This is a genomic window from Pseudoalteromonas pernae (assembly GCF_039831865.1).
GTDB lineage: Bacteria > Pseudomonadota > Gammaproteobacteria > Enterobacterales > Alteromonadaceae > Pseudoalteromonas > Pseudoalteromonas pernae.
Genome location: NZ_JBDODM010000002.1, coordinates 516,959 through 543,389, shown reverse-complemented (window position 1 = coordinate 543,389; position 26,431 = coordinate 516,959). Strand labels below are relative to the sequence as shown.

The following is a 26,431-nucleotide window of genomic DNA, read 5'->3' as shown; positions in this document are numbered from 1 at the left end:
TATGACTAAAGTAAAGTGTAGTGAGCAGGACAAAGCGTTGATCTCTGCCTTGGTCGATAATGAAACCAATGTGGATGCGCTTAATGTCTCTGATGTGGACACTGAAACCTTCGCGCGTTATAGCCTAATCGGCGATGTAATGCGTTCTGAAACCGCACCTAGTATTCAAATTGATATTGCGGCGAAAGTAGCAGAACAACTAGAACAAGAACCTGTACATGCCCAATTTGGTAAGCAAGACGGTGTTGCTGACAAACTAGTTTCCAATGGTAACACAGTGGTGCGTGGTAACTGGTGGCGTGGCATTGCGCAAACAGCAATCGCGGCAAGTGTCGCTATCGTTGCAGTCGTAGGTGTACAACAGTACGGCGCAACTGGCGCAAGCCCAGAGCAATTACCACCATTGCAATCGAATCCTTTTATTGGTGCGGCATCACCAGTAAGCTATTCATCAGAGCCGGCACTCGAAAGTGCTGAGCGTGGTCTGCGTGAACTTCAGCAGCAACGTATTGGTGCACTAGTATTAGAACATAAGCGCCAAACTCGTGAAGCTGCACGTATCGCAGCAAATGATGAGACTAAAGAACAGGAACAATAACACTTAATGAAGTACCTCTATGTTGCGCTATTGTGCCTGAGCCTTATTCCTACTCAGGCGCTTTCTCAAGCAACTGCTAAGCAGTGGTTAGACGATATGGCCGCTGCTGTTAAGCAGCGTAACTTTGTCGCTTCGTTCGTGGTCGTAAAAGACCGTGCAACAGAACCTTACCGTTGGAGTCACGGTAACCAACAGGGCCAAGAAATTGAACTACTTACTCTGCTAAACGGAGCAGGGTTAGAAATCGTGCGTGTTGGTGAACGAGTGACTTACTATGAACCGCAAGTTCAACCTTATTCAGTGCGCACCTCAGCTATCACGGGCCCTATTCCCGAGGTCTTGTTCGGTGAGGTTGATAAACTCGAAGAAAATTACAACTTTGTTCTTGGCAACAAAGACCGTATTGCAGGTCGCCCTGCGCAACTACTGCGAATCGAAGCCAAAGACCAAGACAAATACAGCTATTGGGTGTGGGTCGATACTGAAACGTCACTGTTGTTGCGTTCAGCATATGTGAACAGCCAAGGTGAGTTTCTTGAACAATTACAACTTAGCCATATCAGTGTTTCTGAAACACCTGCCCCCGAGCTGATTGAGATCAGCAAACGCGAATTCCCAGAGCCGTTACCAAGTGTCGAGGCGCAAAAAGACACAGGGAGCTGGCAAATAGGTTGGTTACCTGAGGGCTTTGAGCTGCTAAAATCAGACAGACATAAGCTTGATTTAAACAACGAATTAGCCGACTACTATTTGTATTCAGATGGTTTAGTGGATGTCTCTGTATTTGTGCAACGGCCATTGGCAGGGCAACGCCCCAGTGGATCTTTAACCTCAGGGGCAACCACAATTTACATCCACAATGCAGGCGCTTTCGACGTTTCTGTGATTGGTAATATCCCCACACAAACAGCGAAAAGTATCGCCGAGTCAGTGCAACGTCCGTTGTAACCTTTATTATGATTGAACAAGTTCTTACTGTAGTGTCGCGTAAAGGCGACACTGCGTTTTTACAAGCAGAGCCAAAACCCGCATGCGCAGGGTGTAACGGTAAATGCGGCTCGCAAGTCTTTGCCAAACTCTTTGGTACTGATAAAAAACAGTTCCCTTATAAGTTCGATCAACCTGTTGAGGTCGGACAAAAAGTGAAACTTGCCCTCGATGACTCACACATCGTTTCGAGCTCATTCGTTGTTTATATTTGGCCTTTATTGTTCGCTTTAGTCAGTGCCGTGATAGCACAAAGCGTTTTTGCATTGAGTGAATCAGGACAAATATTCGTGGCATTTAGTGCAGGTATTTTAGGCTTTGTACTCGCCAAACAACGACTTAAACGTGTCGTACATGATGTAAAAGTATTAAAAATCTATCCAATTAGTCTCCCTATCTCGCAAAGAGATGGTGATTAGCGTCAATTACAGGTAAAATCGGGGCCTTTGTTTATACACGCTCAGTTTAAGAAGTCAGAATCCAATTTATGAAGCATATCCGTAACTTTTCGATCATCGCCCATATTGACCACGGTAAATCGACCCTTTCGGATCGTTTGATCCAGGTGTGTGGTGGTTTAACCGACCGCGAAATGCAGCAGCAAGTATTGGACTCAATGGAACTTGAGCGTGAACGCGGTATTACTATTAAAGCGCAAAGTGTAACGCTTAACTACACCGCCAAAGACGGCGATACGTATCAGCTAAACTTCATCGACACGCCAGGACACGTTGACTTTTCTTACGAGGTGTCTCGCTCTCTTGCAGCCTGTGAAGGTGCATTACTTGTAGTTGATGCTGGCCAAGGTGTGGAAGCGCAAACACTTGCAAACTGTTATACAGCGATTGAAATGGACTTAGAAGTAGTGCCAATCTTGAACAAGATTGACCTACCGCAAGCTGATCCAGATCGCGTCGCTGAAGAAATCGAAGACATCGTTGGTATTGATGCAACAGATGCTGTGCAGTGTAGTGCGAAAACAGGTATTGGTATCGACGACGTGCTTGAGCGCATCGTGCGTGATATTCCGCCACCACAGGGTGATACCGATGGCCCATTAAAGGCACTGATTATCGACTCATGGTTTGACCCGTACCAAGGTGTTGTATCACTTGTACGTATTATGCAAGGTCAGTTGAAGTCTGGCGACAAGATTAAGATCATGTCGAACGAACAAGTCCATATTGCTGATAAAGTAGGTATTTTCACTCCTAAACAAACTAATACCGGGGCGTTAAATACTGGTGAAGTTGGCTTTATTATCGCGGGTATCAAAGAGATCCATGGTGCACCTGTAGGTGATACTATTACGCTGGCTCGTAACTCAGCAACCGAACGTCTACCTGGCTTCCAGCGCGTTAAGCCTCAGGTATACGCAGGTATGTTCCCGATTTCTTCTGACGAGTATGAATCATTCCGTGATGCACTTGATAAGCTAAGCCTTAATGATGCGTCATTGTTCTTCGAACCTGAAAACTCAACAGCATTGGGTTTTGGTTTCCGCTGTGGCTTCTTAGGTATGCTCCACATGGAAATCATTCAGGAGCGTCTAGAGCGTGAATATGATATTGACTTGATCACGACGGCACCGACCGTAGTGTATGAGGTCGAAACAAAAGATGGTTCAATTCAGATCGATAACCCATCTGAGCTACCAGCGGTTAACGACATTATCGAAATTCGTGAGCCTATCGTAGAAGCCAATATTCTAGTGCCACAAGAGTACTTAGGTAACGTAATCACGCTGTGTATTGAAAAGCGTGGTATGCAAACCAAGATGAACTATCACGGCAACCAAGTTGCAGTAACCTATGAGTTGCCAATGGGTGAAGTAGTGATGGATTTCTTCGATAAGTTGAAATCAACCAGTCGTGGTTTCGCGTCACTCGATTACAACTTCAAAGAGTTCCGCCCAGCAGATATGGTGCGTGTAGATATTCTTATCAATGGCGATAGAGTGGATGCGTTGGCGATTATTTGTCACCGTGACCAAGCGCAAGGCCGTGGCCGTGAATTAGCAGAAGCGCTGCGTGAACTAATTCCTCGTCAAATGTTCGATATCGCTATTCAGGCGGCAATTGGTAATCATGTTATTGCGCGTTCAACAGTGAAACAGCTTCGTAAAAACGTAATCGCGAAATGTTACGGTGGTGACGTAAGCCGTAAGAAGAAACTACTTCAGAAGCAAAAAGAAGGTAAGAAGCGTATGAAACAGTTGGGTAACGTTGAAGTTCCTCAAGACGCATTCTTAGCGATTTTGAAAGTCGGAAAATAATAATAAAAGGAAAGGCTGTAGATGGCTGGATATTTCTCTGTTTTTCTAGTGGTACTGACCTTAGGCTCAGGCTTAATTTGGCTTGTAGACCATTTGGTCTATGCACCTAAACGTAAAGAGCGTATTGCGCTTGCCGAAGGGGCAGCAGGTAAACCGCTAGATGATGAGCTAAAAGAAGAAATCGCACCCATGCCTGTGCTTACAGAGCATGCAAAGTCGATTTTTCCTATGATTGCGGTCATCACAATTTTCCGCTCATTTATTTTCGAACCTTTCCAAATTCCGTCAGGTTCAATGATGCCAACGCTGCTAGTGGGAGATTTCATCCTAGTTCAGAAGTACTCATACGGTATTAAAGACCCTGTATGGCGTAGCGAATTAGTTGCAACAGGTGAACCTGAGCGCGGTGATATTGCCGTATTCAAGTTTCCACCAAACCCGAAATTGGATTTCATCAAACGCGTGATTGGTTTGCCAGGCGACCACATTGTGTATCGCAATAAGCAACTGTATATCAAGCCAAATTGTGCAGAAGGTCAGACTCAACAAGGAGAGTTACAGTGTGGCGAATACAATAAAATTGCACTAGACATTATTAATAGAGACGAGTTTAAGCAAGGCAACGAACAGTTAGTGCGCCTTGAAGAAAATCTTGCCGGTATTAAACACGATATTTTAATTAACCCGACGCGCCCTGAGTTCAAAAGTAACTACTACCGTCAACAAGGTACCAAAATTGACGAGTGGGTTGTTCCAGAAGGCCACTATTTCATGATGGGTGACAACCGTGACAATAGTGAAGATGGTCGTGCGTGGGGATTCGTTCCAGAAGCTAACTTAGTAGGTAAGGCCGTATTTATCTGGATGAGTTTTGAATTTGAAAACACGCCAGAGGATTTCTTACCAAGTTGGGTTCCAACCGGTGTTCGCTTTGAACGCCTAGGTAATATTCAGTAACAATGAAGAAAAACGTAACAGAACTGTACGACAAAATAGGATATAGCTTTACTGATCAGGGTTTGCTTGAGCAGGCCCTTACTCATCGTAGCCACAAAGGTCAGCACAATGAGCGCCTTGAGTTTCTAGGTGACTCGATTCTAAGCTTTGTTATCGCTAATGCCCTGTACCATAAGTTTCCAAAAGCACGTGAGGGCGATTTAAGCCGCATGCGCTCTACGCTTGTGCGTGGGCAAACATTGGCAGAATTTGGTGTTGAGTTTAACCTTGGCGAGTATCTACGTTTAGGTCCGGGTGAGCTGAAAAGTGGTGGATATCGTCGCGAGTCCACACTTGCTGATGCTGTAGAGGCAATCATCGGCGCAGTATTCCTTGATTCAAACATAGATACTTGCACTGAGCTAGTATTGAGTTGGTATGCATCGCGTTTAGAGTCGATTTCTCCAGGTATGAACCAAAAAGACCCTAAAACCTTGCTCCAAGAGTTTTTACAAGCGCGTAAATTACCCTTACCAGGGTACACGGTTATCGATACGAAAGGTCAGGCACACAACCAGACTTTCACGGTTGAATGTATCGTAGAAGGGATGGAAAGCATTATCTCTGTAGGCAGCTCTCGTCGTAAAGCCGAGCAAAAAGCCGCAGAAAAAGCCTTAAAGATGTTAAAGAATGACAGCTGATACGCATACACAAACGCATTGCGGTATGGTGGCCATTGTTGGTCGCCCTAACGTAGGTAAATCTACCTTGTTGAACAAAATTGTTGAGCAAAAGGTGAGTATTACTTCACGTAAACCTCAAACCACGCGTCACCGCATTATGGGTATCCACACCGAAGACAATTACCAAACTGTTTATGTGGATACGCCAGGCCTGCACATTGAAGAAAAGCGCGCAATCAATCGTCTGATGAACCGTGCAGCATCGAGTTCAATCGGTGATGTGGAATTGATTATTTTCGTTGTTGAAGGGACGCACTGGACCAATGACGACGAGATGGTGTTAAACAAAGTGTGCGCAGGTAAAACACCTGTACTACTGGTGATGAACAAAACCGATCAGGTAAAAGACCAAAACCTGATATTGCCGCACATTAAATGGTTAAGCGAAAAGGGTGATTTCGCCGGTATTATTCCTATTTCGGCGAAGCAAAATCGTAACCTTGATCTGATCAAAAAAGAAGTACGTGCGCGCTTACCGGAAAGTGAATTCTACTTTCCAGAAGACTACGTAACTGATCGCTCTATGCGCTTTTTAGCCGCTGAAATTGTCCGTGAAAAGCTGATGCGTTTTATGGGTGACGAATTGCCTTACTCTGTGACGGTGGAAATCGAGCAGTTCAAGTGGCAAGACAATGGTGTGTGGCAAATCAACGCCTTGATCTTAGTTGAACGTGAAACGCAAAAGCGTATGGTGATCGGTAACAAGGGTGAAAAGCTCAAGACCATTGGCCGTGAAGCCCGCCGCGATTTAGAAAATATGCTTGATAACAAAGTATTCCTCGAATTGTGGGTGAAGGTTAAATCTGGTTGGGCGGACGACGAACGCGCCCTGCGTAGTCTTGGTTACGGCGAAGACTAACCTTTATGAACGCCGGCTTCGACCGCGCCTTTTTATTGCACCGACGAGCGTTGAGCGACTCTCAATGGCTCGTCGATTTCCTTGTAGAAAACCGCGGTGTAATGCGCATGATAGCGCGCATTAGCGGTAAACAAGCCATCAAACACAAAGCTCAGCTGCAACCCTTCCAAGCATTACTCATTCGTTATCAAGGCGGTGGTGAGCTTAAATATTTACAACACTTCGAGCTCGACATTGCCGTACCCGCTTTGCATGGCAATAAGCTTTATTGCGGCTTTTATATGAATGAGCTGGCTGCTCGCATCATTCCCATCAATGAACCGCTTGAACAAGTTTTTGATTTATATTTGCATCATTTAAAGGCTTTGGCGGCAACCGATGATTTAGGAGCGAGTTTGCGTTGCTATGAATTACAGCTGCTCGAAGCACTTGGTTACGGTGTTGATTTTGACACCGACTACCTCGGTGAGGGAATTGAACCAAACAGTCAATACGATTACTATCCAGAGCAAGGATGGGTGCGCCAAGAGCAGCCTATTCAAGGCTATGGTTTCAGTGGTGAACATATTCTGGCGTTTGCGCGCTATGATTTTTCCAAACCACAAATTCAGCAAGCGGCAAAGCATTTTTGTCGATACATTCTCAAACCTCTGCTAGGGAATAAGCCGCTTAAAAGCAGAGAACTTTTTAAATCAAGGTAAGGCAAGATGAAAGAGATTTTATTGGGTGTAAACGTTGATCATATCGCAACTTTGCGCCAAGCACGTGGCACGAGCTACCCAGATCCAGCCCATGCAGCAGCGGTCGCTGAACATGCCGGTGCCGACGGTATTACTATTCACTTGCGTGAAGATAGACGCCACATTCAAGACCGCGATGTATATGTCATGAAGGATACGATTCAAACCCGTATGAACTTAGAGATGGCGGTAACCGAAGAGATGCTAGCTATCGCTTTAGAAGTGAAGCCGGCATTTGTTTGCCTCGTTCCTGAAAAGCGCGAAGAACTAACTACAGAAGGTGGTTTGGACGTAGTAGGGCAGTATGACAAAGTTGCAGATGCCGTGCGTCGCTTGAGTGATGCTGGTATTAAAGTCAGCCTATTTATCGATGCTGACGAAGCGCAAATAGATGCGAGTGTAAAAGCAGGCGCACCGTATATTGAAATACACACAGGTGCGTATGCAGATGCTGAGAATGATAAAGCGCAAGCCGCAGAGCTTGAGAGCATTCGCAAAGGCGTGCAATACGCCCATGCTAAAGGTTTGATTGTCAATGCCGGTCATGGTCTGCACTATCACAACGTAAAACCTATTGCGGCGATGCCTGAAATTTACGAACTCAATATCGGCCATGCGATTATTGCTCGCGCTGCCATCGATGGTATGGAAAAAGCGGTACGTGATATGAAGCGTTTGATGCTTGAGGCTCGTGCATAACTAAATTTACCGTGTTGGTGACGCAGCCCAAAGGGGAGTGTTCGATTCCCCTTTGCAAAACACCGCGAAGCCATAGTTACATCGCTCATTCACCTCCTCCAGAGCCACCGTCACCAGAGCCAACTTCGTTTGAATCTGCGCTCATAAATACTGAATCAATTGAGGCGGCAAAGAGACCACCGTCCAACGCTGATGTGATTGAGGCCTTCATTTCTTCTATATCATTATCGTTGAACAGTTGTGGGTCTAGCTCATCGATATCACAGTACAGAATATACGCGTAAAGAGCATAGCGCTTGTTTAAGTTTAATACTTGGATGGTAGTATCGACTTGTCCTTGAGTGTACTGTTTAGCGCGGCCATATCGTTTGGATAAAGCCAGTGGGAGGGTTTGGTGATATTTACGTATTGCCGCTTTGCTGCCAAACATATAGTTATATCCTTCAACTTGCATTCCTAGCCATGTATAAAATTTTCAAACGTCTCGAGTGAGAGTTATGATTTAACATTACACCCAAGGGGAAATACATGCCAAGCAGTAAGCGAATTGAAATGAACAAAGAGCACCCAGTAAAAAGTCCATGCATAGATCAATGTTGTCTAAATCCAGATGATGTATGCGTAGGGTGTTTTCGAACTTTAGATGAGATTTTGGATTGGTCCTGTTCAACTAATGAGCAAAAAATTGCCATTTTGCAAAGTTGTGAGCAGCGCCGTAAACAACACGGAAGTAGCTCTGTGTAACGTTTAACAAGTCACAATGCTTTGTACAAAATAGCGATTTAATAACACTTGAATGTCAGTTCTTCAGCGGTATCAAAAACAGCATAAAATCTCATTGACGTTGTGGCTATTTCAGCCGCATAATCCGCCGATTTTTTATCAATGATTATTTAAGAGAGCCTGACTTTATGAATCTTGGAGCCCTATTTTCCGTTGACCCTTTTAGCTGGGAATCAATCGGAACGGCGGTTGTGTGTGGCACTGTTGTTGGCCTTGAGCGACAGCTTCGCGGTAAGCCTGTGGGGATCCGTACCTCTTCACTGATTGTGCTTGGTACCTACCTGTTTATAGCCGCATCCTTGTTGGTTGAAAACGAGGTCACAGATACGTCGCGGATTATTGGTCAGGTAGTAACAGGCATAGGGTTTCTAGGCGCTGGTGTCATGCTAGCAAAAGATGGTGCTGTAGTCGGTGTAACTTCGGCTGCCACTATATGGGCACTTGCCGCAATCGGGGTGTGTATTGCAGTGGTTGATAGCTTTGTTGCGTTCAAGCTCGCTATCTTGTTGGTGCTGATTTTATATGGCGTCGACCTACTTGAGAATTACTCTACTCTCTTTACCCGAGGCGTCCATTCAAAGTACACCAGATGGCGCAAGCGTCGCTATTAATGCGCGCTAATACCCTTATTCAATGTGCTTGGGCGTTATCGAGTTAGGCAGTGGGATTTGCAGTGATGACACCGTGCGTTAGGGTAGCCAAATTGCGATTGCTGGACCAATAATAAATCATCCCCATAGGTAATTGAGATGTATTGCCCTTGCTTACCGTTTTTATGATCCAGTTAAGCAAAGCTCGCAAAAGGCAAACAAACAGCGCGAGGGACTAAACACCTCGTTGAGCGCAGAGGTTAAGGGTTGTTTGTGTTGCCTTAATGGTCATTTTAGTTGCGCCACGAAAAGGATCTTCGCTTGGGCCGAGCATACCTCGGCCGTTTAATTCAATGGCAGAGTTATCCTCAGCAATGCCCCAACACGTTTGGAAAACGTGTTGATTTTACAGATGAAACGTCCACTTTGGCATTGCCCAGCAATGTGACTTCTATACTGTAATGGCTAACAATTTCTTGTAAGCACCACCTAAGATCAGTAAGAAGTATTTTTCTCTAATCCTGCATCGTCCATTAAGTTTCTGAGTTCATCTTGCAGTTCAAGAAGCTCAGGCTCTATCTCATTGATAGTGGCGTGCTCTTTCATCGCTGTTTCAATAAGTTCAGCGAGCTTTTTCAGCTTAGGTACGCCGGTGTAACAACATGCACCGTGGAACTTATGAATGATGGAGAGCAATCGTTCCTGTGCGTTGGCTGCCATTGCTTCTTCAACCAGACTTAATGTCTCAGGGATACTTAGTAGCAGCATATTGAGCATTTCATGGGCTAATTCTTCTTTTCCGCCAGCGCGCTGCAGCGCAAGTTCCCAGTTCAAGCAAGAACTTTCGAAAGGAGGCTCAATAACCGTCGTTTTGCCATTACTGCGTTCACGCCACTGTTTTTGACTTGCGGCATGCTGCATCAATACTTCCCCTAGCATGTCTTCATCAAGTGGCTTGGTGAGGTAACTTGCAAAACCGACTTCTTTGAGTTGCTCTTTCTCCCCAGCTAATGCATGGGCTGTTACCGCAATGATTGGCGTTTCTTCATTGATAGACGATTCTTTGATCAGTTTGCACGCTGTAATGCCATCCATAATGGGCATCTGTATATCCATGAAGATCAAATCGTATTGATAGCTTTTACACACTTCAACGGCTTGCGCACCGTTATGTGCGGTGTCCATGTTATCAACTCGGTCTTCAAGTAATGCACAAATGAGCTTTAAGTTGGCATCGTTGTCATCGACAACCAATGCTTTAATTGGCAGCTTGGTTGTTTTGCTGTCTTGGGTGTGAATCGTTGGATGGTCCAATCGATACGGCGCCGCCAACATTTCACAGAATTTACGGTGATTCACCGGCTTACTTAAACAGCCGTCCGCACCACTGCCAATGAGTGCTTCGCGCATATTGTGCGACACCGTGTTCAACAATAGGTATAGGTAGTCGCTGTGTTTACGCACCACAGTGATAAGTTGTTTAAGCAAAGACATGGACTCGACGCCACCAGGGTCACCGATAATGCAGATATCAAAGCCGAAATCAGCGGCCATGGCTTCTTCGAATTCTTCTAAATTTCGACATCCAGTCAGATGTACGCCCCAGCTGTTAAGAATGCTGGTGGTGGCCATGTAGCTGTGTTCACTTTGCTCGAAATAGAGCACGCGCTTGTTAACCAGGGATGCGCAAGGCAGTTCACTTTGGAAGTGATGGTCAGGCACTTTAAAGACGGCATTAAAGGTAAAACAGGTGCCTTTGCCTGGCGCGCTATTGAGCGTAATGCGCCCACCCATGGCTTCAACCAAATGTTTTGTAATGATCAAACCAAGACCGGTGCCACCGAACTTACGGGTGATACTGGAATCGGCTTGGCCAAACGGTGTGAATAAAGCGTCTTGCTTATCCATAGCAATCCCCACACCGGTGTCTTTCACCGAGATAAGCAGTGAGGTACGCTCATCTGCGAGTAGGCGGCTGCTGATATCTATGGTGACTTCGCCCTTTTCGGTAAACTTAATAGCGTTACTGACAAGGTTGGTCAGGATTTGCTTAAAGCGGGTAGGGTCTCCCATTAAGTGTTCAGGCACTTTGGGGTTCACATGAATCGACAACTCTAAGTGTTTTTCATGTGCCCCAGGCGCGAGTAAGGTAAGCACCTCATTCACCGCATCTCGCAATTGGAACTGAATATTTTCCAGTTCCATAGCACCGGCTTCTAGTTTGGAGAAATCGAGGATGTCGCTGATGATAATGAGTAGGCTGTTGGCAGAGGCCTCGATGGTATCAAGATAGTCTTTCTGGCTTTTGTTCAATGGCGTTTTATAAAGCTGACGGGCAAAGCCGATTACGCCATTAAGGGGCGTGCGTAACTCGTGACTCATTTTTGCTAAGAAGTCAGATTTAACTTGGTTAGCCGCGAGCGCTTCACGTTTAGCGATATTGAGCTGGATATTCTGTGTTTCGTACTGTTCCAGTGTTTCTTGATAATCTGCAGTGGCTTGGTCGATGTGGCGTTGCATCTCATCTTTTTCTTGCGCCATATATTCGGTGATATGCACAAGTCCCTGGCGCAGCTGTTCCAGCTCGCCTTGCATAGGCTGAATAATATTTTGCGGCTCTTTACCGTGTGCGACTTCAGTTGCAGCATGCACTAAACGGCGCATCGGTTGAGTGATTAACCTACTGAGCCTGATAGAAATAACAACGGCAAACCCGATGGCCAACAAGATGACCGCAGCACTAATCAAAATCGCTTTTTGTTGCTCAACTATCGCTCCTTGGCGATTAAATTGAATCATCACCGTACCATTGGTACTAAATGGCAAAAGGCTGGAGGCGTTGGGGTCTAAAACCCCTTGATAGAATATTAAAAAATCACCGTCGCGGATCACCTTATTTGAGCTTTGGTGCGCTTCTATTGGCACATTCCTAAGCTGATCAAAATTGCGATGGCGAGGACTGGCCGCTAACAGGGCGTCGCTGGTATCAAACACCGCCACAGATTTTATCAATGGCGAATGGGCATTATGAATATGCTGAACGATTCGATTGAGCGTGGCTAAATCGTTTTCAGCTAGGGGCTTTTCTATGGCAATGCTTAAGGGCTCGATGATGGTATTGCCCTGTTCGATGAGAAATTCATCCAACTCAAGGTAGCGATTTATAGTAAAATAACCACCAAGCAAGAGACCAATCACCACAGTAGGCACCAATGTCAGGATTAGTACTGAATCCCGAAGGCCTAGTCGGTTCATAATCAAACAAATTAAAAAGTCTGTGTTAAGTTTAGGTTATCGCTTACATCGACCTTTAGCAATGTAATTAGGGCAGCCAATGGCGAACTTTTATAAGCCAACAAAGAAAAAAGTGAAAAACCAAAGCCAAGAGCTTCATATTGAGAGCTTGGATCATCATGGGCGTGGCGTCGCCAAAAGTAACGGGAAGGTTATTTTTGTAAATGGTGCGCTGGCTGATGAGCAAGTTAAAGCCACTATTTTGAGTGATAAAAAGCAGTACGCCGAGGCACAGTGCACAAAAGTTATCACGCCAAGCCCACAGCGAGTTGAGCCCCATTGCGAACACTATGAGCAATGTGGCGGCTGCACCTTGCAGCATTTGGAAGCGTCAGCGCAACTGCATGCAAAACAGCATGCAGTCAGTGCGTTATTCAAAAAGTTCAGTGGCTTAGCTGATTTACCCTGGCAAGATGCTATCGACAGTCAGCCTTGGCATTATCGCCGAAGTGCCCGTGTAAGTGTGTACGATGATAAAAATCAGGGTCTAAAAGTTGGCTTTAGGCAAAAAGGTTCTAAGCGCATCGTCAATATTGATAAATGCCCAGTGCTTGATGAAGGCTACAACGATGTTTTTGCTTTTTTCCGAGCGCAAATCAGCCAGCACAGGGCATTGCGTTGCGTCACTCACTTACAATTGGTGGCGGCACAGCCACAGCATTTTGTAGTCGTGCGTCATACAAAAGCTATCCCTGAGCCCCTAAAAGATGCCATTGCCAAAGATGCAGCGGTAAACGGATGGACAATAGTTTGGCAAGCAGATGCTGAACAAGCACTACCACATGCAAGTTATCAGCTGGAGAACGAGTTAACCTTGGCATTTGGGTTGGATAACTTTATTCAAGTGAATGCTGATGTAAATGACAAAATGCTGCACCAAGCAATGCAGTGGTTGGCATTGAATGAGCAACATCAAGTCCTTGATCTTTTCTGTGGGGTTGGCAACTTCTCATTGTTGGCTGGTACAACAGCGCAGCGAGTGGTGGGCGTTGAGGGTGTTGAGTCTGCAGTTCAGTATGCGCAATCCAATGCCCAAAACAACGGTCTTAACAATTGCCAGTTCCATTGCTTTGATTTAACTGAGCCTTTGTACAAGGCAAAATGGTTCGATAAATCATTGGATGTACTCATTCTTGACCCGTCAAGAATGGGAGCCGAAGCGATACTTGCGCAATTACCGCTCAAACAGTTCAAACGCGTCTTGTACGTGTCGTGTGATCCCGTTACTCTGGCTAGAGACAGCAAAACGATACTCACGGCCGGATTTTCGCTCAGTAAGTTAGGGATAATGAACATGTTTCCTCATACCGGCCATATAGAAACAATGGCTTTATTTGAACGGGGGTAGAGTCCGCCATGGTGGCCACTAGAAAGTCGCATCGCACTCACATAGATAACTTTGACACTGCGTTAAAGCAGTTAGGCATGAGTGAAGATAAGTATCTACTCGTTAAAGCAGCCGCCGATTTTTGCGGGGAATCGCGTTGTGCTGAGAATGACAGATTGGCGCTTGAGATGGTTGAAATCCTTGCGCAACTCAACTTGGATGCGACCTCTCTTGCTACCGCTTACCTCACACCCTATTTCTTGGCACAGCATGTAGTCATTGCCGACGTTAGCGATAAATTCAACAAAGATGTTGGCTTACTGCTCAAAGGGGTTGAGCAAATGGCCACGATCAGCACGCTTGCCCATGCTTCGAGTGGGCAGGTGCAAGTAGACAAAATTCGTCGCATGCTCCTAGCGATGGTAGAAGATGTGCGTGCTGTGGTAATCAAACTCGCACAGCAAGTGTGTTATTTGCGAGAAGTAAAAAACGCTGAGGAAGAAGAGCGCGTTATTGCCGCTAAAGAAACCACCAATATTTTTGCACCTTTGGCAAACAGACTCGGTATTGGTCAGCTCAAATGGGAGTTAGAAGATTTTGCGTTCCGTTACCTTCATCCTGATACCTATAAACGCATTGCGAAATTATTAGAAGAGAAGCGTCTAGACCGCGAAGCTTATATGAGCGATTTGGTTGAGCAGGTGCAATCTAAGCTGGATGAAGCGGGCATCAAAGGGGAGGTATACGGCCGCCCTAAACATATCTTCAGCATCTACAAGAAGATGACCAAAAAGAACTACGAGTTCGATCAGCTTTTTGATATTCGCGCGATGCGCATTGTGGTTGAACGCATTCAGGACTGTTATGCGGCGCTTGGCATAGTGCATACCAGTTGGCGTCATCTTCCCAAAGAATTCGATGATTATGTAGCAACACCAAAACCTAATGGCTACCAGTCAATCCACACCGTTGTGTTTGGTCCAGAAGGTAAAACCGTAGAGATTCAAATTCGTACTCATGAAATGCATGAGGATGCCGAATTGGGGGTCGCTGCGCACTGGATGTACAAAGAGGGAGCCCTCGGCGGTCGTGATTCAGGCTACGAGCAAAAGATCAGCTGGCTGCAAAAAATTCTGCAATGGCAAGAAGAGGTGGTGGATGGCACCGACCTTGCTGATGAGCTAAAGAATCAAGTGGTTGAAGACCGCGTTTACGTGTTCACGCCACGTGGCGATATTTTTGATTTGCCCTTCGGCGCGACGCCTTTGGACTTCGCCTATTATATCCATTCAAATGTAGGCCACCGCTGCATCGGCGCAAAAGTGTTCGGTAAAATAGTGCCGTTCACGTATCAGCTGCAAACCGGCGATCAAGTCGAAATCCTAACGCAAAAAGAACCTAATCCGAGCCGAGATTGGCTCAACCCTTCATTGGGTTACATTCGCTCTTCGCGTGCTCGCGCGAAGATACATCATTGGTTCAAGCAACTTGATAGAGATAAAAACCTGCAAGCGGGTAAAGATATTCTCGATAACGAATTACAAAAGCTTGATATCACCTACAAAGAACTTGAACCTGCGATTGTGCGCTTTAACTTCACCAGCCTTGATGACTTGTTGGTGGCGATAGGTGCTGGTGATGTGCGCTTGAATCAGTTGCTCAACTTCGTGCAAAACAAAGGTGAGCCTGAACCACAAATCAAATTTAAACAACCGAGCCGCAACACCAAAGGTGACAAAAACGGTATCGTCGTTGATGGTGTGGGGTCACTGATGAGCCATATGGCGGGATGTTGTGAACCAGTGCCTGGGGATTCGATTTGCGGCTACATTACTCAAGGTCGCGGTATTGCCGTACATCGGAGCGACTGTGAGCAATTTGCGACATTACAAGAGCGCCACCCTGAACGTATTGTTGAGGTAAGTTGGTCAGCTAAAACAAGCAGTGACTTTGCGCTGTCCATCAAAGTTGAGGCGACAGACCGCCAAGGCTTAATTCGTGATATCAGCTCAGTGTTAGCGAACGAAAAAGTCAATGTCATGAGCATGAACGTCAATACCATAGATGAAAAGCAGCTGGCGATTTTTAATATGAAAATCTCTGTCTCCGATTTAAGCACCACCAATCGCTTGCTCACCAAGCTAATGCAAATCGAAGGTGTGTATGATGCCTCTCGCGTGGGGGCGGGCGGATGAGTCAAAATGCAATTGAAGAGTTGCAAGCAATAATGGCAAAGTTGCGTTGTCCTGAATCAGGTTGTGAATGGGATTTAGCGCAGCGCTTTGACACCATAGTGCCGCACACAATTGAAGAAGCCTATGAAGTGGCTGATACCATTGAGCGCGGCGCCCTTGATGAACTCAAAGCCGAGTTAGGTGACTTGTTGTTTCAGGTGATTTTTTACAGCCAGCTGGCAAAAGAAGAACAGCGTTTTGACTTCAACGATGTAGTGCAAAATCTTAATACTAAACTCAAAGCGCGCCACCCGCATATTTTTGCACGACAGCCAGTCACAGAGAATTGGGAAACACGTAAATATCAGGCTCGGCAAGAACTGGCTCAGCAAGAAAATGCTCAGCAAGAATATGTCCCTCAGCTCCTATTAGCCGATATCCCGACTAACTTACCAGCGTTAAGTGCTGCGAATAAGGTACAAAAAAGGGTTGCTAGTGTTGGGTTTGATTGGCCTAGTATTGATGGCGCCTTGGATAAGGTTCGTGAAGAAATTGACGAAGTAACAGAAGCTATTGAACACGATCCAACAAGTGAGCACTGTGCTGAGGAAATCGGCGACTTACTCTTTGCGACCGTGAATGTCGCGCGCCACTTAAATAAAGATCCTGAACAGCTATTGCGCCAAGCGAATCGTAAGTTTAGCCATCGATTTAATCAGGTCGAAATCCATTTAAATGCGCAAGGTCAAACACTTAGTAGTGCAAATCTTGAGCAAATGGAAGCCGCATGGCAAGCGGTTAAATCGCGCGAATAACTCCTACCCAAAGAACTAATTTTAACTGGATTGGAATGGGTGACTTTGCTATACTATCGCCCCGTCTTGATTCTATATTTAATCCATTTCCTGATATCTTAGGGTTCGCATGAGTACAAAATTTATCTTCGTTACGGGCGGGGTGGTTTCCTCGTTGGGTAAAGGTATTGCTGCTGCATCATTAGCAGCGATCTTAGAAGCACGTGGCTTAAAAGTCACAATCTTAAAGCTGGATCCTTATATCAACGTTGATCCGGGCACAATGAGTCCGATTCAACATGGTGAAGTGTTCGTTACCGAAGACGGTGCAGAGACGGACCTTGACCTTGGTCACTATGAGCGTTTCATCCGCACCAAGATGACCAGCCGCAATAACTTCACACAAGGCCGCGTATACGAAGACGTACTTCGTCGTGAGCGTCGTGGCGAATACCTTGGTGCAACCATTCAGGTTATTCCTCACATCACAAACGACATCAAGCGTCGTGTTGTTGAAGGTGCAGAAGGCCATGATATCGCTATCGTAGAGATCGGCGGTACAGTGGGTGACATCGAGTCGCAACCATTCTTAGAAGCAATTCGTCAGCTTGGTACTGAAATTGGTCGTGAGCGTGCATTGTTCATGCACTTGACTCTTGTGCCATTCTTAGGCCCTGCAGGTGAAGTGAAAACTAAACCAACGCAACACTCAGTAAAAGAGCTACGCTCAATTGGTATTCAGCCAGACATCCTAGTATGTCGTTCGGCGTGTAAACTACCGGGTAATGAGCGCGCGAAAATTGCTTTGTTCACTAATGTTGAAGAAAAAGCAGTTATTTCTCTACAAGACGTAGACAGCATTTATAAGATCCCTGCGTTACTTAAATCACAGGATCTAGATAACATTATTTGTCGTCGTTTCCACCTAGACTGCCCTGAAGCAGATCTATCAGAGTGGGAACAAGTGCTTTACCAAGAGTCGAACCCTACTGGTGAAGTAACGATTGGTATGGTTGGTAAGTACATTGAGCTACCAGATGCATACAAATCAGTAAATGAAGCGCTTAAGCATGCAGGTTTGAAGAACCGTCTTACTGTGAACATTCAATATGTTGACTCACAGGACATCGAAAGCAAAGGCGTGGACTTGCTTAAAGACTTAGACGCAATCTTAGTACCGGGTGGCTTCGGCGGCCGTGGTGTTGAAGGTAAAATTTTAGCTGCTCAGTATGCCCGTGAAAACAAGGTGCCTTACCTAGGTATCTGTTTGGGTATGCAAGTAGCGCTTATCGAATATGCGCGTAACGTTGCTGGTCTTGAAGGTGCGAATTCAACTGAATTCGATGCTAACTCAGCGCACCCAGTTGTTGGTCTAATCACTGAGTGGTTGGATAAAGACGGTAACGTTGAAGTACGTGATGAAGCGTCAGATTTAGGTGGCACAATGCGTCTTGGTGCGCAGCTGTGTCATTTGAAAGAAGGTTCAAAAGTACGTGAGGTGTATGGCAGTGACCAAATCGTTGAACGTCACCGTCACCGCTACGAAGTGAACAACAATTACGTTGAGAAACTTGAGCAAGCGGGCCTAGCATTCACCGGTCTCTCAGAAGATAAAAAGCTGGTGGAAATCATTGAAAACAAAGATCATCCTTGGTTTATTGCGGCGCAGTTCCACCCGGAATTCACGTCAACACCGCGTGATGGTCATCCATTATTTGAAGGGTTTGTGGCAGCTGCACACAGCTTCCAGAAGCAATCTTCGTAATTGATTGAAAAAAGCCGTGCCTTCGCACGGCTTTTTCGTTTTTACACTTGGGACAAGAGGAATCAATCGAGATGTCAGAAATTGTTAAAGTGATTGGCCGTGAAGTTATGGACTCACGCGGCAACCCAACTGTTGAAGCCGAAGTACACTTGGCGAACGGTGCGTGGGGCCGTGCTTGTGCTCCTTCAGGTGCATCAACTGGTACACGTGAAGCACTAGAGCTTCGTGATGGCGACAAGAGCCGCTACCTTGGTAAAGGCGTACTTAAAGCAGTAGGCTATGTAAACAACGAAATCGCTACCGCACTTAAGGGCCAAAATGCACTTGAACAGCGCGCTATCGATAACATCATGCTTGAGCTTGATGGCACTGAAAATAAAGAAAAACTAGGTGCAAATGCTATCCTAGCTGTGTCACTAGCGAATGCTAAAGCTGCTGCACAATTCAAAGGTGTTGAGCTATTCGAGCACATCGCCGACATCAATGGTACATCTGGCCAGTACTCTATGCCTGTGCCTATGATGAACATCATTAACGGCGGTGAGCACGCGGATAACAACGTAGATATCCAAGAGTTCATGGTTCAGCCTGTAGGTGCGCCAAGCTTCCGTGAAGCACTGCGTATGGGTGCTGAAATTTTCCACAGCTTGAAGAAAGTACTCAGCGCACGTGGTCTTAACACTGCAGTGGGTGATGAGGGTGGTTTTGCACCTGACCTTAAGTCTAACGAAGAAGCACTTGAAGTAATTGCTGAAGCGATTGCAGCGGCAGGTTACGAGCTAAACAAAGATGTAACGCTTGCGCTTGACTGTGCATCTTCTGAGTTCTACCACGACGGTAAATACGACCTTAAAGGTGAAGGTAAAGTATTCGATTCTGAAGGCTTTGCTGACTTCCTTGCTGATCTTGCTGCGCGTTACCCAATCGTTTCAATCGAAGACGGTCTTGACGAAAGTGACTGGGCTGGTTGGAAAATCCTAACGGATAAGATTGGCGACAAAGTACAGCTAGTGGGTGACGACTTATTCGTAACGAACACCAAGATCTTGAAGCGCGGTATTGATGAGAACATTGGTAACTCAATCCTTATTAAGTTCAACCAAATCGGTTCACTGTCTGAGACACTTGATGCAATCAAGATGGCGAAAGATGCTGGCTTTACTGCTGTTATCTCACACCGCAGTGGTGAAACCGAAGACGCAACTATTGCTGACTTAGCGGTAGGTACAGCGGCAGGCCAGATCAAGACAGGTTCTCTTTGTCGTTCAGACCGTGTTGCTAAGTACAACCAGTTGCTTCGTATCGAACAGCAATTAGGTGACAAAGCGCTTTACAAAGGTCGCTCTGAAATTAAAGGCCAGTAATTCACATAATTACTAGGCAATAAAAAACCGCGGTTTATCCGCGGTTTTTTTTCGACCAGATAAAACCTAGTTCATGCTGCTCGTTGTTGCGCGATTGCGCTGTTGATTAACATAGTCTTGGCCAGCTTTTTCCTGCTGTGCTTTTTGCTCTGCTGTTAGGCAAACGCGCTTAGGAATATTTGAACCCGTCGGCTTGGTCATTTCACAGAACATACCATCTTCGTTGCTTGCTACTTGATCTTCTGATTGCGACGCACAACCAAATAAAAGCACTGTAGATAGTGCCACTACTGAAATCCTGAGACTCATTATAATTCTCCTTAAAAAACTGAAGCACTCAGCAAGCTCATGCTGAGTGGAGGACCCGTTATAAATAAAAAAAATGTTAGTTACCAGTGATTAATTGTAAGTTCATCGAATATGACTTGAAAATTAACAATTTGTTCATATAGTTAACCTTATGTATTAATCTAGGTTGTTGTATAAACAATCGACTCTATGGATAGGGGATAGAAAGTATGTACTGGTTGTATTTTTATGGGTGCAAAGAGCTGGACGAGCTCAGTACAGATCAAAGGAATATGTTGGTGGAGGCTGCATTCAAAGGCTTCCGAAAGAAGCATCCAGTGGATCGTTTGATGCGTCTATCGCTCATTATGCTAATGATGGTTCCCGCAGTTTTATGTGGTGCAATCTTTGCCGTTGAAGCGGGGTTAGCGATGAGTGTTATATCATTCGTGCTGCTTCATATCATAATCGCACAACACGACAGTAAACTTGCGTGTGCATATTTGCATCAGCATTATCATGAGCTAAGAAGAACCGTTGGTCCTTACTAACGTTTTATTATGGCGCGAATTGCTGGGCTAGAATTTGTCGCGTAAAGTGCGTTTTTAAGTAAAAACCTCGCGGCAGAGTTTGGATTCGCTGGCCATTTTTGCCAATCGCCTCTGTTAAGGCTTTACTGTTCGCTGCTTTGGGGCGCAACTGCAGGACTTCCCCATAATGCCCGTTGACTTGCTCAATTTGCCCAAGCGCAATCATGTCTATAAGCTCTTCCCAATCACGTTTTAGCTGCGCGAATTGACTTTCATTAGGCTGCCACAAAAAACCACTGCCAACGACCCTATCCACAGGAGCTATGTCACGCTCAGCCAGTATAGGTAACCAAAGCACATGCTTGAGCTTTTTGTATACCGTACTTTGTTCAAAAGTAAGGCCGGTCACATCAGTCAGTGGCGCTACACTTATAAAAGTCGTTTCCAATGGTTTACCACTGTTTGAAATAGGCAGTGTTTTCAATTCGATACCTAATTCAACAAAATCAGGCTCGGGCAACGAACCTGCGCTGGCTCCTAGCACATACTCCAATAATTGACCTACCCAGCCTTTTTCCCTGAGCAGGTGCTCAGGGGTTTTAAAACCATGGGATAGGGCGAGATCGCCCAAGGTCATGCCCGCGATGGCATTCACGCGTTCTAGAAGCTGTGCTAGCGTTTTTGGAGGAGTAATCATAGAAATCTAATGAGCGGATTAACAATGGAATTGTAACAAAGAAAAAGAGAATTCCCAGTGCTGTTATTTTGAGCAAAAATAAATGGCTTGTTTTTTGTTCGCTTTATTTTGTCCCTTTTGTTTATAAGGCATTGAAATGTATAGTTTATTTTAAATTTCATTGCTTGAGGTCTATCTATGTCTGTTGTTTTAATCCACAAAATACAGATGTATAAACAATTTTATCCACAGAATCTGTGGAGAAAGTGAGTTTTTAACTATGCGATTGTGGATTTGTTTCAATTTTATCCGCGAATAACAAAACTTATGCACAAGTTGTGAGTAACTTGGTGTTAAATTCGAATATTGTTTGCTGTAACTGAGTGATTGTGGAACAATCGATAAAAATCGACTTACAAAAGAGGCACTAAGGTGATTGATGCCGAGGGTTTTCGTGCCAATGTCGGAATTGTAATTTGTAATAATCAAGGCCAGGTATTTTGGGCTCGTCGCTACGGACAACATTCGTGGCAATTTCCACAAGGTGGTGTGGATGATGGTGAAACGCCTGAGCAAACCATGTACCGCGAGTTACACGAAGAAGTGGGCTTGCTGCCTGAAGATGTAGAAATCATTGCAAGTTCACGTCACTGGTTACGTTATAAGTTACCAAAGCGATTGATTCGTCGCGATTCGACACCGGTTTGTATAGGACAAAAACAAAAGTGGTTCCTACTTAAACTAAAATGCAAAGATGAGGATGTAAACTTACTGAAGACGCATCATCCAGAATTTGATGATTGGCGTTGGGTAAGTTACTGGTATCCGGTGCGTCAGGTTGTCGCATTTAAGCGCGATGTATACCGCCGGGTGATGAAAGAATTTGCTCCATTAGCGATGCCATTTAACCGCAAAGAGCCATCGCAGCAGGGGCAGTGGCGTAACCGCCGATAGGGAGAGTACATAATATGCTTGCCACCATGCGCACAATTGTCGAGCAAGTTGCTCAGCAGCCTAGTTTAGAAAGTGCGCTTATGGTGTTTGTAAGCCAAGTCAAAAAGGCCATGAAGACAGAGTGCTGCTCGATCTACTTTGCAGATTATAGCCGCGATAATTTTGTTCTTATGGCTACCGATGGTCTAAACCCCGCTGCTGTGGGCCAGTTTAGAGTCGGTTTCACTGAAGGTTTGGTCGGTTTGGTAGCACAGCGCGAAGAACCGATAAACCTTGCTTACGCTAAGTCTCACCCACGATTTATTACCTCCGACTTGGTTAAAGAAGAGCAGTACAACGCGTTTTTGTCTGTGCCTGTGGTTCATCAAAAGCGGGTATTGGGCGTGATTGTGGTGCAGCAAAGTGCGGCACGGGTGTTCAGTGAAGACGAAGAGTCTTTTTTAATCACACTTTCAGCACAACTGGCGCCACAGCTGGCTGATGCGCAAATTCAAACCTTGCTGAATCAAGATGATTTAAGTCATCGCTCCACTATGCTCAAAGGGATCTCTGGCTCTGCTGGAATTGCCATTGGTGATGCCTATGTGGTGTTACCAAAAGTGGATTTCTCCTCGGTGGAGATGCGCAAGGAACCTGACAAACTCAAGCAAAAAGAGCTGTTTTTACAAGCCGTTGCTGCGACTAGAAAGGAATTCAGTACGCTTGCGCTGTCAATGCAAGGGCATTTGCCCAGTGAAGCGGTTGCGGTGTTCGAGGTTTATTTGCAGTTGCTTGATGCTCGAAGTCTAGGCCGAGATGTTGAAATAGAAATTGCTGATGGTTGGTGTGCAAAAAGTGCCTTAAAACGTGTTATCGAGCGCTTGGTGCAGCAGTTTAATGCCATGCAAGACCCCTATATAAAAGAGCGAGCTGTTGATGTAAAAGACATTGGCTTGCGTGTTTTGCATCATCTATTAAATACCGAGAAAGCCACTAAGCCATACCCAGAGAATACCATTTTGGTGGCGCATACCTTGACGCCAGCAATGCTCGCTCAAGCTCCAAAAGAGCGGTTAAAAGGGGTAGTGAGTGTCCATGGTGCAGCGAATTCGCATGCGTCAATCCTGACAAAGGCAATGAACATCCCCACCATTTGGGGTATCAACGATATTCCACTGCTGCAATTCGACAATAAAGAATTGATTATCGATGCTTATGCTGGTCGGGTGTATTTGAGCCCCAGTGAGGCGCTTAAGCAAGAATATGCTAAATTGCAACATCGCGATGCCAAGCTACACGACCAATTTGAGTCAGAGTATCACCTGCCTTCAACAACCCCGGATGGTTTTACCGTTGATCTCATGCTCAATGCTGGGCTTGACCCACACAGTGAGCTAGATAGCGCCCGGTATTGTGATGGTGTGGGTTTGTATCGCACTGAATCTTGGTTTATGCAAAAAGGTACTTTCCCGTCGCAGCACGAGCAAGAGCAGTGGTATCGTCAGGTATTAAGTAGCTATCACCCAGCTCCAGTAACCATGCGTACACTGGATATTGGCGGTGATAAGGCGCTCGATTATTTTGATATTGAAGAAGAAAATCCATTTTTAGGCTGGCGTGGTATTCGCGTCAGCTTGGATCATCCAGAGTTATTCTTGGATCAACTCAAAGCCATGATCAAGGCGAATTCTGGGTTAGGGAACTTGCGTATCTTGCTTCCTATGATCAGTGAACTTGGGGAGGTAGATGAATCTTTATCCCTGCTTGAGCGCGCCTATTTCGAGTTACAACAAGACTCTCCAGAAGAGTACAGTTACATCGACAAACCGCTTGTTGGTGTGATGATTGAAGTTCCTTCAAGCATTTATCTGCTAAAAGAGTTTGCCGGCAAAGTTGATTTTTGTTCGGTGGGAAGTAATGACCTCACACAGTACTTATTGGCTGTTGATCGTGCCAACTCTCGCGTTGCAAATTTATTCGACCCATATCACCCTGCTGTTTTGCGCGCCATCAATAGTATTGCTGAGCAATGCCAACAGGCGAACTTCCCATTTAGTTTATGTGGAGAATTAGCCAGTGAGCCCGAAGGGGCAATTTTACTTATAGGTATGGGCTTTGACAGCTTAAGTATGAACTTTAGCTCATTGCATAAAGTGAAGTGGGTGATACGCCGGGTAGGGGTAACAGCATGCCAAGCTTTACTTAAACAATGCTTGTTAGCCAGCAGCGCTAAACAGGTGCATCGTTTAGTGCGTGATTTCATGCTTGAGAACGAGTTGGGACAACTGCTGTATAGTCAAAACAGCGGTGAAGACTGAACATAGTGCATGGGAAGAAAGACCAGAGGAACGCTTGGTGGTTATCACAGTCGTTCCTTGTGAATGAGTATGAAATTCCACTTATAACCTGATATATTAGTCATATAAAAAAACAGAATAAGTAACTTTAATGGCAGATCTGATTTGGCTCTTTGTACTGTGCACACTACTAGGGAGCATCGTTGGCTTTCTTGCTGGCTTGCTGGGTATTGGTGGCGGCCTGCTCATTGTTCCCGCCTTGAGCGCCTTGTTAGTTCATTTTCATGTAACCGATGTTGAACACGTGTTGGTGATTGCAATCGCCACATCCCTTGCCTCAATTTTGTTTACTTCTACCTCGTCAGCCTTGGCTCACCACAGAAACCAAAATGTTCCATGGGAAGTCGCGCCCTGGGTGCTTGTGGGCGTGTCTACGGGAGCGCTGATTAGTGGCTTTATGGCCAGTTACATTCCCCAGCAGGGACTTAAAACTATTTTCGCAGTGTGCGTCATGTTTATTGCGCTACGAATGATTTACTCCACCCATAAGGCTACGAGTACACGCAGTATGCCCTCAGGCGCTGTTGTTGCAGGTTCAACGTCTATTCTTGGTGCGTTGTCGGGGTTAATCGGAATCGGCGGCGGAGCTTTGATTGTGCCTCTGTTAAATTATTTCTCCGTGGATATGAAAAAAGCCATAGGTTGTGCGGCTGTTAGCGGCATTGCCATTGCGCTGTTTGGCTGCTTGGGTTACATTGCCTCGGGGTGGCAAGTGAAGAGTATCAGTGATGGCTTTTTAGGCTTTGTGTACTTGCCAGCACTGGCAGGGATTGTAGCTACTTCTTGGTTTACCGCTCCCTTTGGTGCACGCGCTACCCATTTTTTACCGGTATCACACATAAAAAAAATCTTCGCTTTACTATTGGTGATCATCGCCTTACGTATGGTGTTTAGTTAGGCAAAAATAACATTATGGCTTTAGAGTTTCCGCAGATAGACCCCGTAATTTTTGAAGTGGGTCCCGTTGCCGTTCGTTGGTACGGATTGATGTATTTAATCGGCTTTGCTTTGGCTATGTTCTTAGCAAATCGTCAGGCAGCCAAACCTGGTTCAGGATGGACTAAAGAGCAAGTGAGTGACTTGCTCTTTTACGGCATGCTGGGGGTCATATTAGGCGGGCGTATTGGTTACGTACTGTTCTACCAATTTGGCTATTTCCTCGAAAACCCTTTGTATTTATTTAGAATTGATCAAGGTGGCATGTCATTCCATGGTGGTACGCTTGGTGTACTTACCGCGGTCGCATGGTTCGCTAAGTCTCGTGGTAAATCATTTTTAGAAGTGGGCGACTTTGTTGCTCCTTTGGTACCTTTAGGGCTACTAGCAGGGCGTATCGGTAACTTCATCAATGGTGAGTTATGGGGACGCACGACCGATGTGTCTTGGGGGGTTATTTTCCCAACTGGCGGGCCAGAGCCTCGCCACCCGTCGCAATTATATGAAGCATTTTTCGAAGGCCTTGTGCTGTTTTTAATTTTACAGTGGTTTATAAGAAAACCGAGACCGGCTGGCAGTGTTGGTGGTGTTTTCTTACTCGGGTATGGCGCATTCCGTTTTGCTATTGAATACTTCCGTGAACCTGACGCGCATTTAGGCTTATTTGGCGGCTTTATTTCAATGGGGCAAATTTTATCTTTGCCTATGGTTATTGTTGGTGCTGGGTTATGCTATTGGGCATATCGCACTGCGCCAATCACAGCACAACAGAAGAATTAAACG

At 45.5% G+C, this 26,431-nt stretch carries 25 protein-coding genes; 21 read left to right on the top strand and 4 right to left on the bottom strand.

The window, feature by feature from the left end; translation table 11 throughout:
• Nucleotide 1: 1 nt before the first annotated feature.
• From V1358_RS06700 to pdxJ, 9 genes are all read left to right on the top strand, one after another.
• Nucleotides 2-598: a sigma-E factor negative regulatory protein gene (locus V1358_RS06700; protein ID WP_347392989.1), complete on the top strand. Its 597-nt coding sequence runs from the start codon at nt 2-4 to the stop codon at nt 596-598.
• Between the two features lie 6 nt (nt 599-604).
• Entirely contained in the window at nt 605-1,546 is a 942-nt protein-coding gene (locus V1358_RS06695; RefSeq protein ID WP_347392988.1) for a MucB/RseB C-terminal domain-containing protein, read from the top strand.
• A gap of 8 nt (nt 1,547-1,554) precedes the next feature.
• On the top strand, nt 1,555-2,004 hold the full coding sequence (locus V1358_RS06690) for a SoxR reducing system RseC family protein (protein ID WP_347391788.1): 450 nt from the start codon (nt 1,555-1,557) through the stop codon (nt 2,002-2,004).
• Nucleotides 2,005-2,072: 68 nt separating this feature from the next.
• Nucleotides 2,073-3,860, top strand: a complete 1,788-nt coding sequence (gene lepA, locus V1358_RS06685) for a translation elongation factor 4 (protein WP_347392987.1) — start codon at nt 2,073-2,075, stop codon at nt 3,858-3,860.
• A 21-nt stretch (nt 3,861-3,881) separates the two neighbouring features.
• Entirely contained in the window at nt 3,882-4,817 is a 936-nt protein-coding gene (gene lepB, locus V1358_RS06680; RefSeq protein WP_347391790.1) for a signal peptidase I, read from the top strand.
• A 2-nt stretch (nt 4,818-4,819) separates the two neighbouring features.
• Nucleotides 4,820-5,497 (top strand): ribonuclease III, encoded by a 678-nt coding sequence (rnc, locus tag V1358_RS06675; RefSeq protein ID WP_347391791.1) that lies wholly within the window; start codon nt 4,820-4,822, stop codon nt 5,495-5,497.
• Nucleotides 5,487-6,398: a GTPase Era gene (gene era / locus V1358_RS06670; RefSeq protein ID WP_347391792.1), complete on the top strand. Its 912-nt coding sequence runs from the start codon at nt 5,487-5,489 to the stop codon at nt 6,396-6,398. The genes rnc and era overlap by 11 nt, the downstream gene beginning before the upstream one ends.
• 5 nt (nt 6,399-6,403) lie before the next feature.
• A complete protein-coding gene (gene recO / locus V1358_RS06665; RefSeq protein ID WP_347391793.1) occupies nt 6,404-7,099 on the top strand; it encodes a DNA repair protein RecO in 696 nt (231 codons plus the stop codon).
• A gap of 6 nt (nt 7,100-7,105) precedes the next feature.
• Complete coding sequence (gene pdxJ / locus V1358_RS06660; RefSeq protein ID WP_347392986.1) at nt 7,106-7,837, top strand: pyridoxine 5'-phosphate synthase; 732 nt, start codon at nt 7,106-7,108, stop codon at nt 7,835-7,837.
• 85 nt (nt 7,838-7,922) lie between these two features.
• On the opposite strand, the gene V1358_RS06655 is transcribed toward pdxJ, so the two are convergent.
• Nucleotides 7,923-8,267 carry a DUF6559 family protein gene (locus V1358_RS06655; protein ID WP_347392985.1) on the bottom strand — a complete coding sequence of 115 codons (345 nt, stop codon included), beginning with the start codon at nt 8,265-8,267 and terminating at the stop codon, nt 7,923-7,925.
• Between the two features lie 98 nt (nt 8,268-8,365).
• Here V1358_RS06655 and V1358_RS06650 point away from each other — a divergent pair, with 98 nt between their 5' ends.
• Both V1358_RS06650 and V1358_RS06645 read left to right on the top strand, forming a co-directional pair.
• Entirely contained in the window at nt 8,366-8,581 is a 216-nt protein-coding gene (locus tag V1358_RS06650) for a DUF1289 domain-containing protein (protein WP_347392984.1), read from the top strand.
• A gap of 167 nt (nt 8,582-8,748) precedes the next feature.
• Nucleotides 8,749-9,231 carry an MgtC/SapB family protein gene (locus V1358_RS06645; protein ID WP_347391796.1) on the top strand — a complete coding sequence of 161 codons (483 nt, stop codon included), beginning with the start codon at nt 8,749-8,751 and terminating at the stop codon, nt 9,229-9,231.
• 474 nt (nt 9,232-9,705) lie between these two features.
• On the opposite strand, the gene barA is transcribed toward V1358_RS06645, so the two are convergent.
• Entirely contained in the window at nt 9,706-12,465 is a 2,760-nt protein-coding gene (gene barA, locus V1358_RS06640) for a two-component sensor histidine kinase BarA (protein WP_347392983.1), read from the bottom strand.
• A 79-nt stretch (nt 12,466-12,544) separates the two neighbouring features.
• Here barA and rlmD point away from each other — a divergent pair, with 79 nt between their 5' ends.
• From rlmD to eno, 5 genes are all read left to right on the top strand, one after another.
• Complete coding sequence (gene rlmD / locus V1358_RS06635; protein WP_347392982.1) at nt 12,545-13,852, top strand: 23S rRNA (uracil(1939)-C(5))-methyltransferase RlmD; 1,308 nt, start codon at nt 12,545-12,547, stop codon at nt 13,850-13,852.
• A gap of 8 nt (nt 13,853-13,860) precedes the next feature.
• Nucleotides 13,861-16,026, top strand: a complete 2,166-nt coding sequence (gene relA, locus V1358_RS06630; protein WP_347392981.1) for a GTP diphosphokinase — start codon at nt 13,861-13,863, stop codon at nt 16,024-16,026.
• Nucleotides 16,023-16,820: a nucleoside triphosphate pyrophosphohydrolase gene (mazG, locus tag V1358_RS06625; protein ID WP_347392980.1), complete on the top strand. Its 798-nt coding sequence runs from the start codon at nt 16,023-16,025 to the stop codon at nt 16,818-16,820. The genes relA and mazG overlap by 4 nt, the downstream gene beginning before the upstream one ends.
• Nucleotides 16,821-16,929: 109 nt before the next feature.
• The gene (gene pyrG, locus V1358_RS06620; protein ID WP_347391802.1) at nt 16,930-18,564 is read left to right on the top strand and encodes a CTP synthase; all 1,635 of its coding nucleotides are present in this window, start codon (nt 16,930-16,932) and stop codon (nt 18,562-18,564) included.
• Nucleotides 18,565-18,635: 71 nt separating this feature from the next.
• Nucleotides 18,636-19,928, top strand: a complete 1,293-nt coding sequence (eno, locus tag V1358_RS06615) for a phosphopyruvate hydratase (RefSeq protein ID WP_347391803.1) — start codon at nt 18,636-18,638, stop codon at nt 19,926-19,928.
• 66 nt (nt 19,929-19,994) lie between these two features.
• Here the strand turns inward: eno and V1358_RS06610 are convergent, their stop codons facing one another.
• On the bottom strand, nt 19,995-20,237 hold the full coding sequence (locus tag V1358_RS06610; protein WP_347392979.1) for a hypothetical protein: 243 nt from the start codon (nt 20,235-20,237) through the stop codon (nt 19,995-19,997).
• Between the two features lie 209 nt (nt 20,238-20,446).
• Here V1358_RS06610 and V1358_RS06605 point away from each other — a divergent pair, with 209 nt between their 5' ends.
• Entirely contained in the window at nt 20,447-20,767 is a 321-nt protein-coding gene (locus V1358_RS06605; RefSeq protein WP_347391805.1) for a hypothetical protein, read from the top strand.
• Nucleotides 20,768-20,774: 7 nt separating this feature from the next.
• Here the strand turns inward: V1358_RS06605 and mutH are convergent, their stop codons facing one another.
• Nucleotides 20,775-21,443, bottom strand: a complete 669-nt coding sequence (mutH, locus tag V1358_RS06600; RefSeq protein ID WP_347392978.1) for a DNA mismatch repair endonuclease MutH — start codon at nt 21,441-21,443, stop codon at nt 20,775-20,777.
• 411 nt (nt 21,444-21,854) lie between these two features.
• Between mutH and rppH the strand changes: the two genes are divergently transcribed.
• From rppH to lgt, 4 genes are all read left to right on the top strand, one after another.
• Nucleotides 21,855-22,376 (top strand): RNA pyrophosphohydrolase, encoded by a 522-nt coding sequence (gene rppH, locus V1358_RS06595; protein WP_347391807.1) that lies wholly within the window; start codon nt 21,855-21,857, stop codon nt 22,374-22,376.
• Between the two features lie 14 nt (nt 22,377-22,390).
• The gene (gene ptsP, locus V1358_RS06590) at nt 22,391-24,673 is read left to right on the top strand and encodes a phosphoenolpyruvate--protein phosphotransferase (protein WP_347391808.1); all 2,283 of its coding nucleotides are present in this window, start codon (nt 22,391-22,393) and stop codon (nt 24,671-24,673) included.
• A gap of 130 nt (nt 24,674-24,803) precedes the next feature.
• Nucleotides 24,804-25,610: a sulfite exporter TauE/SafE family protein gene (locus V1358_RS06585; protein WP_347391809.1), complete on the top strand. Its 807-nt coding sequence runs from the start codon at nt 24,804-24,806 to the stop codon at nt 25,608-25,610.
• 14 nt (nt 25,611-25,624) lie between these two features.
• Nucleotides 25,625-26,428, top strand: a complete 804-nt coding sequence (gene lgt, locus V1358_RS06580; RefSeq protein WP_347392977.1) for a prolipoprotein diacylglyceryl transferase — start codon at nt 25,625-25,627, stop codon at nt 26,426-26,428.
• Nucleotides 26,429-26,431 lie beyond the last annotated feature (3 nt).